The 14,644-nt window shown below is 69.3% G+C and carries 15 protein-coding genes and 1 tRNA gene; 11 read left to right on the top strand and 5 right to left on the bottom strand.

What is annotated here, in order from left to right; genetic code table 11:
* Together rdgB and ACFE6Z_RS01570 are read left to right on the top strand one after the other, a co-directional pair.
* Positions 1–600 (top strand): RdgB/HAM1 family non-canonical purine NTP pyrophosphatase, encoded by a 600-nt coding sequence (rdgB, locus tag ACFE6Z_RS01565; protein ID WP_375383934.1) that lies wholly within the window; start codon positions 1–3, stop codon positions 598–600.
* A 117-nt stretch (positions 601–717) separates the two neighbouring features.
* The gene (locus ACFE6Z_RS01570) at positions 718–1,641 is read left to right on the top strand and encodes a cation diffusion facilitator family transporter (protein WP_375383935.1); all 924 of its coding nucleotides are present in this window, start codon (positions 718–720) and stop codon (positions 1,639–1,641) included.
* A 4-nt stretch (positions 1,642–1,645) separates the two neighbouring features.
* Here ACFE6Z_RS01570 and ACFE6Z_RS01575 read toward each other — a convergent pair whose 3' ends face one another.
* Complete coding sequence (locus ACFE6Z_RS01575; RefSeq protein ID WP_375383936.1) at positions 1,646–4,228, bottom strand: ATP-dependent DNA ligase; 2,583 nt, start codon at positions 4,226–4,228, stop codon at positions 1,646–1,648.
* A gap of 69 nt (positions 4,229–4,297) precedes the next feature.
* Between ACFE6Z_RS01575 and ACFE6Z_RS01580 the strand changes: the two genes are divergently transcribed.
* Entirely contained in the window at positions 4,298–5,248 is a 951-nt protein-coding gene (locus ACFE6Z_RS01580; RefSeq protein WP_375383937.1) for a Ku protein, read from the top strand.
* A 25-nt stretch (positions 5,249–5,273) separates the two neighbouring features.
* Here the strand turns inward: ACFE6Z_RS01580 and ACFE6Z_RS01585 are convergent, their stop codons facing one another.
* A complete protein-coding gene (locus ACFE6Z_RS01585) occupies positions 5,274–6,050 on the bottom strand; it encodes a DedA family protein (protein WP_375383938.1) in 777 nt (258 codons plus the stop codon).
* 57 nt (positions 6,051–6,107) lie between these two features.
* Positions 6,108–6,189: transfer RNA gene (locus ACFE6Z_RS01590), tRNA-Leu, on the bottom strand.
* 131 nt (positions 6,190–6,320) lie between these two features.
* Here ACFE6Z_RS01590 and ACFE6Z_RS01595 point away from each other — a divergent pair.
* The 8 genes from ACFE6Z_RS01595 (at position 6,321) to ACFE6Z_RS01630 (ending at position 12,163) form a co-directional block, all read left to right on the top strand.
* Positions 6,321–7,610: an alpha/beta hydrolase gene (locus ACFE6Z_RS01595; RefSeq protein ID WP_375383939.1), complete on the top strand. Its 1,290-nt coding sequence runs from the start codon at positions 6,321–6,323 to the stop codon at positions 7,608–7,610.
* 62 nt (positions 7,611–7,672) lie between these two features.
* Entirely contained in the window at positions 7,673–8,827 is a 1,155-nt protein-coding gene (locus ACFE6Z_RS01600; protein WP_375383940.1) for a CpaF family protein, read from the top strand.
* On the top strand, positions 8,824–9,681 hold the full coding sequence (locus ACFE6Z_RS01605; protein ID WP_375383941.1) for a type II secretion system F family protein: 858 nt from the start codon (positions 8,824–8,826) through the stop codon (positions 9,679–9,681). Before ACFE6Z_RS01600 ends, ACFE6Z_RS01605 begins: the two co-directional genes overlap by 4 nt.
* Entirely contained in the window at positions 9,678–10,610 is a 933-nt protein-coding gene (locus ACFE6Z_RS01610) for a type II secretion system F family protein (RefSeq protein ID WP_375383942.1), read from the top strand. Before ACFE6Z_RS01605 ends, ACFE6Z_RS01610 begins: the two co-directional genes overlap by 4 nt.
* A 26-nt stretch (positions 10,611–10,636) precedes the next feature.
* A complete protein-coding gene (locus ACFE6Z_RS01615; RefSeq protein ID WP_375384664.1) occupies positions 10,637–10,840 on the top strand; it encodes a hypothetical protein in 204 nt (67 codons plus the stop codon).
* A 3-nt stretch (positions 10,841–10,843) separates the two neighbouring features.
* On the top strand, positions 10,844–11,242 hold the full coding sequence (locus tag ACFE6Z_RS01620; protein ID WP_375383943.1) for a TadE/TadG family type IV pilus assembly protein: 399 nt from the start codon (positions 10,844–10,846) through the stop codon (positions 11,240–11,242).
* Entirely contained in the window at positions 11,217–11,708 is a 492-nt protein-coding gene (locus ACFE6Z_RS01625) for a TadE family protein (RefSeq protein WP_375383944.1), read from the top strand. Before ACFE6Z_RS01620 ends, ACFE6Z_RS01625 begins: the two co-directional genes overlap by 26 nt.
* Positions 11,705–12,163 (top strand): pilus assembly protein TadG-related protein, encoded by a 459-nt coding sequence (locus ACFE6Z_RS01630; protein ID WP_375383945.1) that lies wholly within the window; start codon positions 11,705–11,707, stop codon positions 12,161–12,163. Before ACFE6Z_RS01625 ends, ACFE6Z_RS01630 begins: the two co-directional genes overlap by 4 nt.
* A gap of 38 nt (positions 12,164–12,201) precedes the next feature.
* Here ACFE6Z_RS01630 and ACFE6Z_RS01635 read toward each other — a convergent pair whose 3' ends face one another.
* On the bottom strand, positions 12,202–13,875 hold the full coding sequence (locus ACFE6Z_RS01635) for a copper resistance protein CopC (protein ID WP_375383946.1): 1,674 nt from the start codon (positions 13,873–13,875) through the stop codon (positions 12,202–12,204).
* A gap of 32 nt (positions 13,876–13,907) precedes the next feature.
* Positions 13,908–14,636 (bottom strand): YcnI family protein, encoded by a 729-nt coding sequence (locus tag ACFE6Z_RS01640; protein ID WP_375383947.1) that lies wholly within the window; start codon positions 14,634–14,636, stop codon positions 13,908–13,910.
* Positions 14,637–14,644 lie beyond the last annotated feature (8 nt).

The following is a 14,644-nucleotide window of genomic DNA, read 5'->3' on the forward strand; positions in this document are numbered from 1 at the left end:
ATGCCGGGCCGCATCGTCCTCGCGACGCACAACCCGCACAAGGTTCAGGAGTTCCAGGCGATCGTCGCCGCGACCCGCCCCGACCTCGAGGTGATCGGGTACGACGGACCCGAGCCCGTCGAAGACGGCGTGACCTTCGCCGAGAATGCGCTCATCAAGGCCAGGGCAGCGGCCGCGCACACCGGCCTTACGGCGCTGGCGGACGACTCCGGCATCTGCGTCGATGTGCTCGGCGGCGCGCCCGGAGTCTTCTCCGCGTACTGGGCGGGGCACGCGAAGGAGGCCGGAGCCAACCTCGCCCTGCTCCTGGACCAGCTCTCGGACATCGCCGATCCTCATCGCACGGCATCCTTCGCCTCCACGATCGCCGTCGTGACGCCGGAGGGCATGGAGCACGTCGTGGAGGGCCGCTGGCCGGGGCGGCTGGCTGCGGCACCCTCAGGTGCGGGCGGATTCGGCTATGACCCGATCTTCATCCCCGACGGCCAGCATCCCGATGCCGAGCGCACCGTCGGCGAATGGTCTGCCGAGGAGAAGAACGCGGCGTCGCATCGGTCGCGCGCGTTCGTCGCCCTCGCGCCGCTGCTCGCGACGCTCTGACCCTCGCGCTCCGCTACTCGGCGTGGGCCGTGGGTCCGTCGACCTGTTGAGAATCGGACTCATTCCCGACTTGGGCGAAACCGGCTGATCGCCTGCGTAGCGTTCTAGCCTTGCCCCATGCACGATCACGCGCCGAGCACCGACGGCATCCGCGGCGCGAGCAATCGCCGCCTGCTGGCGATCTCGCTCGCGATCACGTCTGTCGTGATGATCGTGCAGGTCGTCGGAGCAGCGCTCTCGGGCTCGCTCGCCCTTCTTGCGGATGCCGCGCACATGTTCACGGATGCTGCGGCCCTGGTGATCGCACTGATCGCCAGCACCGTCGCGGCACGACCCGCCAACGACCGGCGCACTTTCGGATATCAGCGCGCCGAGGTGTTCGGCGCGCTGGTGAACGGCGTGATCCTGATCGTGCTGTCGGTCTGGATCGGCGTCGAAGCGGTGCTGCGCCTGCTCAACCCGGGTGAAGCCGAAGTGGCCGGTGGGCTGATGCTCGTCGTCGCAGTCGTCGGGCTGATCGCCAACGCTGTCGCGATGTGGCTCCTCAGTGCCGCGCAGCGCACGAGCATCAACGTGCGCGGCGCGTACCTCGAAGTGCTCGGCGACATGATCGGCTCGGCCGCGGTCATCGTGGCCGCGATCATCATCGTGACGACGGGGTGGGCGCCGGCAGACGCGATCGCGTCGCTGCTGATCGCCGGGATGATCGTGCCCCGTGCGATCGGACTGCTCCGCGAAGTCGCGTCGGTGCTCAGCGAGGGCGCGCCCAAGGGCATGCAGGTGCAGGAGATCCGCGCCCACATCCTCGGGACGCCGGGAGTCGTCGCCGTCCACGACGTGCACGTGTGGCAGCTGACCCGCGGCGCACCCGTCTTCACCGCGCACGTCGTCGTGGAGGACGCCGCGCTCGCCGATGGGCGGGCCGCCAGCATCCTGAGCGAACTGCAGGGATGCCTCGAGAGCCACTTCGATGTCGAGCACAGCACGTTCCAGCTCGAGCCGGCGGATTACGTCGAACGCGACGACGCCCAGCACGCCTGACGGATCAGTCTTCCCGTACGACCTCGGACGGCGACTTGTCGGGCCGGAGTCCTCGCCAGCGGGAGTGCCGCAGGATGCCGCCGGGCGTGAACTCGCCGAACTCGACCTCTCCGACGAGCTCGGGCCGCACCCACAGCGCATCGCTCGCATCGAGGGCGGGCACGCCGACGAGAGGATTCTCATCCGTGCGCAGCGGGGTGAGCGTGTGCAGAAGCGTTGCGAGCGTCGAGTCACTGAACCCGCTGCCCACGCGTCCGGCGTACTGCAGCCCGTCCGGGCCGGGGATGCCGAGCAGCAGTGAGCCGAACGTGCCGCTGCGTCCGCCCTTGCCCGGTCGGATGCCGGCGATCACGACCTCCTGGGTGCGGGTGATCTTCACCTTGAGCCAGGCCTCCGAGCGTCCGCCGCGAAGGTAGGCCGACCCCGGGTCTTTCACGACGATTCCTTCGAGGCGCAGCCGGTCGCTCGCGTCGAGTGCGGCATCCACGTCGTCGAAGACGGGCGGGACGACGACGGCCGGAATGGATGCCGCGGCGATCCGCTCGAGCACCTCACGGCGTTCGCGGAGGGCCAGCGTCGTGAGGTCGCTGTCGCCGTGGACGAGCGCGTCGAAGAGGTAGTACTGCACGGGGGTGCGCCGCGCCTCACGGGCGATGTCGCCGGAGCGCTCGAGGTTCATGCGCAGCTGGAGGAGGGGGAAGCTCGGGCGCCCGTCGGGTTCGAGGGCGACCAGCTCGCCGTCGAGCACCGCGTGCGTGTCGCCGAACCCGGGGTCGATGTCGGTGAGCTCGGGGTAGCGATGGGTGACCTCGTTGCCGCTGCGGGCGAACAGGCGCAGGCGCGCACCGTCCCAGACGCCCACCGCACGGATGCCGTCCCACTTGGCCTCGACCCACGGCTCACCCTTCCACCGGCTCGCGGCCGCACGGGCGAGGGCGGGCGTCGAGGACGTCGAGAGCATCGGGCGCAGATCGTCCGGCCGGGGTGGCCACACTGTAGAGGCGGCCACCGATCGCGAGACATCACTTTCGCGCTGAGGCGGCACGTGACGCGGGGTGTCTCGGCGCGGATGTGGTGTCTCACCGCGAGGGGATGCCCCGCCCTCGGCGTGCGGGTCGGGCTCGTCGCCCTGCTGGCTGGCGTGCACGACGATGCCATCCGGCTGCGTGCGACCCTCGGCATCCGTCTTCATCCGGTGCAGGAGCCAGCTCGACTTCTCGCCGTCGCCCGACGTACGGATCAGGGCGAGCCGCACGCGGCCGAGCGGACCGCCCGGGCGACCTTCGAGCGTGGCGATGATCTCATCGTCGCGCCACTTCTCGAGGTCGTAGCGCCCGTCGTCCCAGATCGTGACCGACCCCCCGCCGTACTCGCCCGCGGGGATCGCGCCTTCGAACGACCCGTAGCTCATCGGGTGGTCTTCGGTCTGGATCGCGAGGTTGTTGCGCGTGTACGAGTGCGGCACGCCGCGGGGCACCGCCCAGCTGACCAGCACACCGTCGTGCTCGAGCCGGAAGTCCCAGTGCAGCGCGGTCGCGTGGTGCTCTTGGATCACGAACGTGGGCTTCTCACCGTGCGGGGTCTCGCCGAGCGGATTCGTCGGTACGGGCTCGGGTGTGCGTCCCGCGGTGCGCTTGGAGATATAGGCCGACAGCGGCCCGACCTCGGCCTCGCGACCACCGGAATGGAAGCCGAGCGCCTCCATCGGGTCGCCGATCTCGTCCATGCGCTCGAGTACCTCGTCGAACGACAACTGCCGCAGGTGCGGGTCGGCCAGCTCGTCCCATGCGCGCGGGGCAGCGACGGTCGGATACGCGCGGCCGCGCAGCGAATACGGTGCGATCGTCGTCTTGGCGCCGTTGTTCTGGCTCCAGTCGATCAGCACCTTGCCGGTGCGCTCCGTCTTCTTCATCGAGCTGACCACGAGGTCGGGGTGATCCGACTCGATCGCCCTGGCGAGCTCGTGCGCGAGGGCCGATGCCGCCTCGGTCGACTGCCCTGGCGGGAGCGCGGCATAGAGATGGATGCCCTTGCTGCCCGAGGTTACCGGGTACGGCTCGAGGCCCATGTCGGTGAGGATCGTTCGCGCCCAGCTCGCGACCACCGCGCATTCGGCGAGCCCGACCCCGGGGCCGGGGTCGAGGTCGAGCACGAGGCGATCGGCGTCGCCGCGCTCGCCGTCAGGCGCGAAGCGCCACTGCGGCACATGCAGTTCGAGGCTCGCGACCTGCGCGAGGTAGACCAGCGTGGGCACATCGCCGACGAGCGGGTAGTCCTTGGCTCCGCCGGAGTGAAGGATCGGCATCCTCTTGACCCAGGCGGGTGCTCCGCGTTCGAGGTCTTTCGCGAAGAAGACGGATTCGGGATGCTGCGCGGTGCCCACACCCTCCACCCAGCGCTTGCGGGTCACGGGCCGGCCGATCACGTGGGGGATCAGCAGGGGAGCGATACGGGTGTAGTAGTCGATCACCTCGCCCTTGGTCGTGCCCGTCTCCGGATACAGCACCTTCTCCAGATTCGTCACGCGCAGGCGGCGGCCGCCGATGCGCACGAGCTGCTCGCTCGCACCTCCGCCCGCCGCTGCCATGCCCCCATCCTGCCGTTGCGCGTGTCTGTGGACTAGCCGCGACGGGTGTGACCGGTGTGTACTGGTGTGATGAGAGCGATCTGGAAGGGCGCGCTGACCTTCGGGCTGGTGAACGTGCCGGTGAAGGTCTACAGCGCGACCGAAGACCACGACGTGTCGCTGCACCAGGTGCACAGCACCGACGGCGGACGCATCCGGTATCAGCGCATCTGCGAGATCGACGGCGAGGTCGTGCCGTACGCCGACATCGACAAAGCGTACGACGACGGCGAGCGCACCGTCGTGCTCACGAAGGAAGACCTCGATTCGCTCCCGGCCGAGAAGAGCCGCGAGATCGACGTAGTCGAGTTCGTCCCTTCCGAGCAGGTCGATCTGCTCACCCTCGACCGCGCGTACTACCTCGAACCGGACTCGGTCTCACCCAAGGCGTACGTGCTGCTGCGCAAGACCCTCGAGCAGACCGATCGCACCGCGATCGTGCGGTTCTCGTTGCGGCAGAAGACGCGGCTCGCCGCGCTTCGGGTGCGTGGCGACGTGCTCGTGCTGCAGACGCTCCTCTGGGCAGATGAGGTGCGCGAGGCGGCGTTTCCCGCACTGGAGGAGAGCGTCCGGATCTCGGCGAAGGAGCTCGAACTCTCCGCATCGCTCGTCGAGAGCTTCGCGAGCGATTTCGACCCGTCCGAGTTCGTCGACGAGTACCAGGAAGAGCTGCGCACCCTCATCGACGCCAAAATCGAGAAGGGCGACGCGCTCGACACCTCTGAGACGTTCGCCGACCACGAAAAGGAAGACACCGGCGGCGAGGTGATCGACCTCATGGCAGCGCTGCGCGCGAGCGTGGAGCGGTCGCGCGCCGCACGCGAGGGGAAAGCGGATGCCTCAGCATCCGCTCCTTCGAAGTCTGCGGCGAAGGAGCCGGCGGGTGCTCCCGCGTCGAAACCCGCCCCCGCGAAGAAGCCCGCCGCGAACAAGCCCGCCGCGAAGCGGGCTCCGGCGAAGAAGGCCGCGAAGGCCTCCTGACGCTCGCGCGTTCCTGTTCGCCTGTCTAGGTGCGCGGGGGCTCGGTGCGGGTCGGCGCGTCGGGGTGCTCGGGGCCGCGCTCGAACACCTCGGGGTCGAGCACGAGCGCTTCGGCCTGCTCGTCGGTGACCTCGACGTGTGCCTGCTTCATCTTGCGACGCTCGTTCAGGTAGTGGATCAGGGTGACGATGGCGGTGCCGCCCACCGCGATGAGGAGGATGACGTCGATGTACTTCGTGACGAGGTCGGCGATCACCGGTACGAAACCGATCGCGTACCCGAGCATCGTCAGCCCGAAGCCCCAGAGTACGGCCCCGATCAAGTTGTACAGCGAGTACCTGCGCCAGTTCATGTGGCCGATGCCGGCCGCCACGGGCGCGAAGGTGCGGACGATCGGGACGAAGCGCGCCAAGATGACCGCGAGGGCGCCGTAGCGGAGGAAGAACGCGTTCGTGCGCTCGACGTTCTTGACGCTGAACAGGCCGGAGTCGCGTTTCTCGAAGATCGCTGGGCCGCCCTTGTGGCCGATCCAGTAGCCGACCTCGCCTCCGACGAACGCCGCGAGCGCGATGAGCAGAGCGACCCACCAGACGCTGATCCCGAAGATGCCATGGGGGAGTGCGGTCGTGGAGTGGGAAAGCAGGCCCGAGATGACCAGGAGGGTGTCGCCGGGAAGCAGGAAGCCGATCAGCAGACCCGTCTCGGCGAACACGATGAAGCACACGACCAGCAGCGCCCACGGGCCGGCGTCCTGAATGATCGACGCGGGGTCGAGCCAGGGGATGAGAGCGATGTGGTGCACAGGTGTTCCCGTCGGTCGAATGGGTCGGCGGTCAGAAGAGGGAGTGAGCCTCCGTCGTGCGGAAGGTGGGACTTGAACCCACACGCCCGGAGGCACAGGAACCTAAATCCTGCGTGTCTGCCAATTTCACCACTCCCGCGGGTGCCATCAGTCTACGTGCGACCCTGTGCGATGTCTGAGGGCCAGGGCGCCTGGAACGATGCGTTGAGTGATTCTGAGCGGGGGGCGATAGCGTGATTCATTCCTTCTGTCTGCCCGTAGGAGTACGCCTTGGACGTTCTGTGGAGACTTCCCGTCATCGACGGACCCGTCCCATGGATCGTGTATGCCCTCTCGATCGTGCTGATCATCACGCTGCTCGCGCGCAAGGTGACGCCGCGATGGTTGCTCAGGGCGGTGCTCGGCATCGGTGTCGGCGCGGGTCTCGGGTTCGGGATCTACCTGCTGGTCAATGCGATGAACGCGATGGGTTCGCCGCTGCCGCACGAGGTGGGGGTCTGGGTGATCGTGGCGTTCGCCGCCCTCGGGCTCGCGGTCGTCAGCCTGTGGGACTCGAAGGTGTGGCGGAAGATCGTCGCCGCGTTCGCCATCATCTGGTTCGCGTTGAGCGGGATCATCGGTATCAACGCGTTCTACGGCTTGAACGCGACATTCGGGAGCATTTTCGGCATCGTCTCGGGTGACGCGATCCCCCTTCCTAGCCCGCAGCCCTCGCAGACCAACGCGGGGCCGTTGTACAAGACGTGGATGCCGCCGGCGGGTATGCCGGAGAAGGGCACTCAGGGGACGCAGGTCATCCCGGGGACGGCATCAGGCTTCGACGCGCGCCCCGCCGGCATCTACCTTCCGCCTGCGGCGCAGGTGGAGAACGCCCCCGCACTCCCGCTGGTCATCATGATGATGGGTTACCCCGGCAACCCGGATCCCAGTTACATCGGTGCGGTGCTCGACGACTTCGCGGCCAAGAACAAGGGTCTTGCCCCCATCGTGGTGGTCGCCGATCAGATCGGAAACGGCAGCGATCCGGCGTGCGCCGACTCTCAGGCCTTCGGCAACGCGGAGACCTACATCAAGACGGATGTCGTCGATTGGGCCAAGAAGAATCTGCCCATCATCCAGGATCCGAAGTACTGGGTCATCGCCGGATACTCGAACGGCGGTGGGTGCGCGATCAAGTACGGCGCCCAAGAGCCCGGCGTCTTCAAGAACATCCTCGACATCTCGGGTGAGGAGTTCCCCGGGTCGGAAGACGTCGATGGCATCACCACGAACGTGTACGGCGGCGACGCCGCGAAGTTCGACGCCTCCAAGACCGTGAACATCCTCGCCGCCGGTAAGGGCACCTACCAAGGAGTGACCGCCGTGTTCACCGTCGGCGGAAGCGACCCCGGTTTCATCCCTGCCGCGCAGAAGGTGTCGGCTGCGGCCGAAGACGCCGGTATGACGGTGAGCTACACAGAAATCCCGGGTGCCGGTCACGTCATCGACGGACTGAACGGCGGCCTCCAGGCGGGCTTCGCCGTCCTCTACCCGGTGCTGGGGCTCTCCGCGCCGCAGTAGCTCGGCACGTGCGCTGTGGATAACTTCCGCGGCCGTCGAAGCGTTCTTGCGAGGATGCTGCGATGACTCCCGTGTCCGCGCCGGCCAGCGCTCTCTCGGTCGTCACCGAGCGGGTGCGCGAGAGATTGCGGGCCGAACAGACCGATCCGGCCCGCCATCCCGACGTCGCGGCGCAGGTCGCCCGCGCAGAGGTCCGCAGGCACAACGACTTCGCGCTGGCTCGCGGGCTCGCGACCGTCGACGACGAAGCGTCGTGCGTGCGCGATGTTCTGGCCGCCGTGGCCGGCTACGGCCCGCTGCAGGTCTACCTCGACGATCCGACGGTCGAGGAGCTCTGGATCAACGCCCCTGACCGCATCTTCATCGCCCGCGCGGGCCGGTCCGAGCGCGTCCCGCTCACGCTGACGGATTCCGCGGTGCGAGATCTCGTCGAGCGGATGCTGCACGCCACCGGTCGCCGCGTGGATCTGAGTCAGCCCTTCGTGGACGCCTCGCTGCCGGACGGATCGCGTCTGCACGTCGTCATCCCCGACGTGACCAGGCGGCACTGGTCGGTGAATGTCCGGAAATTCCTGCCGGCGTTCCGCGACCTCGACGCCCTCGTGCGCTTGGGATCCGTGCAGCCCGCTGCCGCCCGCATCCTCCGCACGGCGATGGTCGCCGGTCGGAGCGTCCTGGTCTCGGGGGCGACGCACACCGGCAAGACGACGCTGCTGGCCGCGCTGATCGGCGAGTGCCCGCCCGAAACGCGGCTGGTGACGGTCGAGGAGACATTCGAACTCGGGGTGGACGCGTCCGATGTCGTCGCGCTGCAGGGGCGCCAGCCGAGTCTGGAGGGCACGGGCGAGATCACTCTCCGCCGGCTCGTCAAGGAGGCACTGCGCATGCGTCCCGACCGGCTCGTGGTCGGTGAGGTCCGTGACGCGGAGGCGCTGGATCTGCTGCTCGCCCTGAACACCGGGGTTCCCGGCGCCGCGACGATCCACGCCAACTCCGCGCGCGAAGCGCTCGGCAAACTCGCGGCCCTGCCTCTGCTGGCCGGCCGCAACATCGATTCGGGGTTCGTGCTGCCGGCGGTCGCAGCATCCGTCCATCTCGTCGCGCACTGTGCGAAAGACCCCGACGGCCGGCGCCGCGTGGTCGAGATCGTCGAGCCCACCGGCGTCGACGCCGGCACGATCGACGCGCGGTCGGTCTACAGGTGGGCGGCGGCATGACGTTCGTCCTCGGCGGGATGCTGGCGGCAGGCATCCTGCTCGCGCTCTCACCGTGGCTCTGGCCACCGCGCGTGAAGCCGGCCGCTGCGGCGCTCCCGAGCCGACTCGAGCGGCTGCTGTCGGCCGCCGGCCTCGGGCAGGTCCCCGGTCGTGCCATCGTGTTCGCGAGCGCGGGCTGCGCAGTGCTCGGCGCGGCGATCGTCTGGCTCTTCATCCCCGTGCCGATCCTCGCCGGCATCGCCGGCGTCGCGGCCTGCTTCGTCCCGCTCGCCTGGCTGCGCGCGCGGGTCGCCCGTGTGCGCCGCGCGCGCCGCAACCTGTGGCCGGACGTGTGCGACCTGCTCATCGCGTCGGTACGCGCGGGGATGGCGCTTCCGGATGCGGTGGCCAGCCTGACCGAATCGGCCCCGGTGGCGTTGCGTCCCGCGTTCGGGCAGTTCGCGCGAGACCTGTCGGCATCCGGGCACTTCGACTCCAGCGCCGCACATCTGAAGGATGCGCTCGCAGACCCGGTGGCGGACCGCATCATCGAGACTCTGCGCATGGCGCGGCAGGTCGGCGGCACGGAGCTGACGACAGTGCTTCGGGCCCTGTCGACGTCGGTGCGGGCCGAGGCAGCACTGCGATCCGAGGTCGAGGCGCGGCAGTCGTGGGTGCGCGGCGCCGCGGTGCTCGGCGTCATCGCGCCGTGGGTGATCCTCGCGATGCTCGCACTGCGGCCGGAGGGCGCGCGGGCGTACGGCAGCCCTGAGGGCATCGTGCTGATCGTTGCCGGCGCCCTCGTCTCGGTGGTCGCGTTCCGCATCATGCTGCGGATCGGCCGCCTGCCCGAGCCGCGGAGGTGGTTCGGGTGAGCGCGTCCGCCCTGAGCCAGCTCGCGACGGCGATCGTGCTGGGCGCCGCCTTCGGCACGGGCGTGTGCCTGCTGGTGTCGCTCGCGCCCCGATGGGGCTCCGCGAGCCTGTCGCGCCGCATCGCGCCGTACATCCGGGATGTGACCGATCCGAGGGGCACCACTGCGTGGGGGAGCGTGGGCGGGTTCGATGCGCCGTCGCTGTGGCGGTCGGCGCAGCGCCGGTTCGCGAGCGCGCTCGGCGGCTCGGAGAGCACGAGCCGGCGCCTTCGGCAGGCGGGTTGGTCTGCGGATGTCGCGGCCTTCCGTGGCACGCAGCTCGCCTGGGCGATCGGCGGCCTCCTGATCGGTGGGGCGATGCTGATCGCGATCGCCCTGCTCGGCCGGTTCTCGCCCGGGGCCGTCCTCCTTCCGCCGATCCTCGGAGTGGTCGGCGCCATGGCGGCGGACTTCCGCCTCAGTCGAGCCGCGAGGGCGCGGGTCACGCGCATCCAGGACGAGTTGCCCACCGTGCTGGAGTTCCTCGCCCTGTGCCTCGCGGCCGGGGAAGGTCTCTTGGACTCGGTGCGCCGCGTCGGCGCGGTCGGCGCCGGAGATCTCACCGGAGAACTGCGCGGTGTCGTCCTCGCGGTCGGAACCGGCTCGTCGCTCGCCGAGGCGCTGACCCGGCTGGCCGCTGACCTGCAGATCTCGCCGCTGTCTCGCTGCGTCGACCATCTGGTGGCGGCGATCGATCGCGGGGCGCCGCTGGCGCAGGTGCTGCACGCACAGGCGGTCGATGCGCGGGAGGACGCGAAGCGCACCCTCATCGAGCAGGCCGGGCGCAAGGAGATCTACATGCTGGTGCCGCTCGTGTTCCTGATTCTGCCGTTGAGCGTCCTGTTCGCGGTGTTCCCCGGCATCTTCATGCTTCGGCTCGGGATCGGTTGACCGCTCGCGGTCGGAAGGAGAATGACATGACGAACTCGGTGGCGGGCCGCGCGCGCAGCCGGATGCGCTCCGCGTGGGGCGACACCCTCCGCGACGAGCAGGGCGACGTGCCCGGCTGGGTGCTGATCACGCTCATGACGGCGGGACTGGTGGTCGTGATCTGGGCGCTCGCCGGACCAGCCCTGGCCGACCTGTTCCAGCAGGCGATCTCCCGGGTGTCCGGTCTGTAGCGGATGCGCAGCATCCGATCGCTCGTCGACGATGACGCCGGGTCGAGCCCCGTCGAGTTCGTGCTCGTCGGCGCGCTGCTGACCGTCGTGACTCTCGCGGTGCTCCAGTTCGGCTTGGCGGTGTACGTCCGCAACGTGGTCCACGATGCGGCAGTCGAGGGCGCGTTCCACGCTGCGCTCGCCGACACGTCTCTCGCCGACGGCGCGGATCGCACGGCGGTCATCGTCTCGCGTGCTGTGGGTGCCGAGTACGCCTCGGATGTCTCCGTGCGTGAGGTGGATGCTGCGGGCCACCGCGACGTCGAGGTCACGGTGCGTACGACACTGCCTCTCGTGGGGCTCCTCGGAATCCCGCGCACGATGGAGGTGAGCGCACGTGCGCCGGTGGAATCCCTCGATTGAGACCGCGGACCACGAGCCGGGCGAGGGGAGCGGCCTCGGCGAGGCGGGTTCGGCCGCCCTCGAGTTCATCGTCGTGGGTCTGCTTCTGCTCGTCCCCGTCGTGTACCTGATCGTGTCGCTCGGGCTCATCCAAGGGCAGTCGCTCGGCGTCGAGGCCGGCGCGCGTCACATCGCGCGATCGGTGTCGAGCGCACCGGATGCCTCGACTGCGGACGCGCGGGCGCGCCAGGTGCTTGCCGCCGTCGTCGACGAATACGGACTCGACCCCGACTCCCTGAAGATCGAGGTGTCGTGCCGACCCGCCGGCGCCACGTGCCCCGAGGCCGGCGCGACGCTCGTCGTCACGCTCTCCGCAAGGGTCGCTCTGCCGCTCGTTCCTCCGATCCTGGGGCTCGATCGACTGGCTTTGGTGCCGATCGAAGCATCGGCGGTGCAGAAGGTGTCGCGGTTCTGGGGTGTGCCGTGATCGCGATCGTGCGCCGCTTCCGCGCTCGGGTCGCGGCCGGCTCCATCGCGGCCGACGATGAGGGCAGCATCCTGCTGCTCACGATCGGCTATGCCGTGCTGGCCCTCGCGGCAGTGCTCATCTGCGTCGATGCGACGAGCCTCTACCTCGAGCAGAAGCGTCTCGATTCGCTCGCGGATGCTGCGGCACTCGCGGGTGCGGACGGCTTCACGATTGCGATGGATGCCGCCGGCCAGCCGCGCGCCGACCTGACCGACACGGGCGTGCAGGCCCAAGCCGCCGCCCTGGTCGAGGATGCCGGAAGTGGGGCGGTGCTCGTGTCGGCGGCGACTCCGGACGGCGTCTCGGCGCGCGTTACGGTCGCAACGACGTGGCACCCGCCGGTGATCACGCTGTTCGTGCCCGGGGGCGTACCGCTGGAGGCGACTGCGACGAGCCGCACCGCGCTGCGGTGATGTGCAGAAGAAGGGCCGGGTCGCGAGCCGGATCTGACTCAGGGAATCGTGATCGGGATGATCGCGATCGGCTGGGTGAACTCGTCGACGCGGGCTGTGATCTGCAGCTGCCACTCACCGGAGATCGGTGTCGTTAGGACGGCTTGGTAGTCGCCGGTGGCGGAATCGAGCCGGATCGCCGCCTCGAACGGGCCGAGTTGCTGGGCGGGCAGGCGCGCTGAGACGTCGATCTCGTCGATCGCGACCGGTGCGCCGTCATACTCGAGCCGGAACGACAGGGTGTTCTGTCCGGCGGTGGTGGGGCTCAGCCTGCCGTCGACCGTGAGTCCCTGAGATTCGGCGTGCACCGTGGTGTCGGCGGCCACCGGCGCGGCGGCAGAGCTGTTGTGATCGTGCGAGGGGCTGGAATTGGTGAGGAACCCGGTGATGGCGATCACCGCGATCAGCAGAGCGGCTTCGTAGCTGAGGATGCGGCGCAGGCTCGTCCATTGCAGCGCAGCAGTGGGGCGCGCGGTGATCCGCGGCAGCAGGCGGGTGCGGTTCCAGGCGGCGAGCACCACGACGGCGGCGACGATTCCGAGTTTGAGCAGCAGCGTCCGACCGTATCCGGTGCCCAGGACTGCATCCCATGACCCGATGATGAGCACCGCCATGATCGTGCCCGACACAGCGAGCACGACAACGCTCGCGAGGGCGAATCGCGAGAAGCGCACCGCGACGCGCGCGGCGACCACGGGGTCGATGCGCGGCTCGGCGCCGGCCGCCCCGGGTCGTGCGGCGGCGAGGTAGCGGAGCAGTCCGACCACTCCGCCCGCCCAGAACGCTCCGGCGAGCAGATGACCGAGGTCGGCAGTGATGACGAGCCAGCCCGGTTGGACGGTTTGGGTGTGGCCGACCAGCACCGGCGTGACGACTGCCACGGCCGCGGCCGCGACGACCACCCAACCTGCCCCCGTGGGTCGGCGTACGAGGAGCACCGCGAACAGCCCCGCTCCGGTGATGATCAGCGCCGCGGCGACCGGCTGCCACAGGATCCCGGGCAGCCAGGTCGATGGCGAGAACACGTCCGCCAGGTGCCCGCCTACGACCCGCAACGCGGATGCGAGGACGAGGAGCACCGCCGCGAGGGCGGCGACACCGAACGCGGCAGTGACGAGTCTGAGAAAGCCTCGGTCCGCCGCTTCGCGGCGGCGAAGAACTATCCGGTCGAAGAACAACAGGCCCGAAAAGACGAGCAGTCCCAGGTATTGCAGCACTGTCAGCACCGAGACGGCTGTGTCGGTCTCTGCCGGTGTGGTGCCGAAGCCGGCCGCGCTCGGCGTCGTGGCGGTCTCGGCGCCCTGGCCGATGCGGAAGGTGATGCCACCGCCGATGGGGTGCCCGTCGACGGAGACCACTCGGTAGCCGATCACGTAGGAGCCGTCGGCGAGGTCATGCGGCAGGTCGGCGGTCACGGTCGAATCGACGGTGCGGGCATCGAGCACGATGGGCATGCTGCCGTCGCCGGGAAACAGTTGGATGGCACCCTCGATGAGCTGGACGGGTTCGTTGAACCTCAGCTCCGCACTCTCGGGGGCCTTCTCGAGCACAGCGCCGTCGGCGGGCGTGGTGCTCAGCAACTCGGCGTGGGCCGAGGCAGGCAGCGCCCCGGATCCCACGCCGAGCAGCACTCCGAGCATGACCGCGAGCACAGCGAGTGCTCGGCGGCGCATGCGCGGCGCGTGTTTCCCGGCGACGACCCGAGTCATGCCTTCTTGCGGCTTCGGAAGAGCGCGGTCGCTCCGACGACCAGCCCCAGCGCGCCGACCACCAGCGACGTGATCAGCAGTGGGGTCTGCCCGCCGTCGCTCGGTGCGGCGGTGTCGGAGGCCGTCGTCTCGATGGATGCGGTGTCTGCGGTCGTCTCGTCCGACGCGGCGGCCGCCGCGACGACCGCGACAGCGGGAGACGGGTGCTCGAGGTCGTCCTCCGCCTGACCGTCGGCGGGAATCTGCACCCAGCTCGTCTCGCCCTGCTCGCAGGTCTGCACGGTGGGGAAGTACAGCGTGGTACCCGCGGCGTCTTCGGGCAGCTGCACCGACAGCTCGAACGCGTCGCGCTGATCGGCCGGCAGCGGGGTCATGGCCGTGTAGACGATCTGCGCGACACGCTCGGTGACCTGGTTGCCGTGGCTGTCGGTGAGCGGAGTCGCCAGGGTCTCCTTCACCTTCTCCACCGAATAGAAACTGTTGCGGGTCGGGGTGACAGCGTTGATTTCTTGGGGAATCTGGATCGAGACCGATGTCGTGGGCGACCCATCGCAGCCGTGCGGAACGCTCAGCGTCAGGATCGCGTACGCGCCGGCCTCGTCGGTGTTCGGGCTGATCGTCACGTGTGCGCTCGCGGCGGTGGCGCCGGCGAAGGTGAGCGCGACTGCGCCGAGGACGGCAGCGCCGCCGACGAGCAGGGGACGCCTCTTGGTGCGTGAGTGCATCGTTTCTT

Source organism: uncultured Microbacterium sp. (genome assembly GCF_964244775.1).
Lineage (GTDB): Bacteria > Actinomycetota > Actinomycetes > Actinomycetales > Microbacteriaceae > Microbacterium.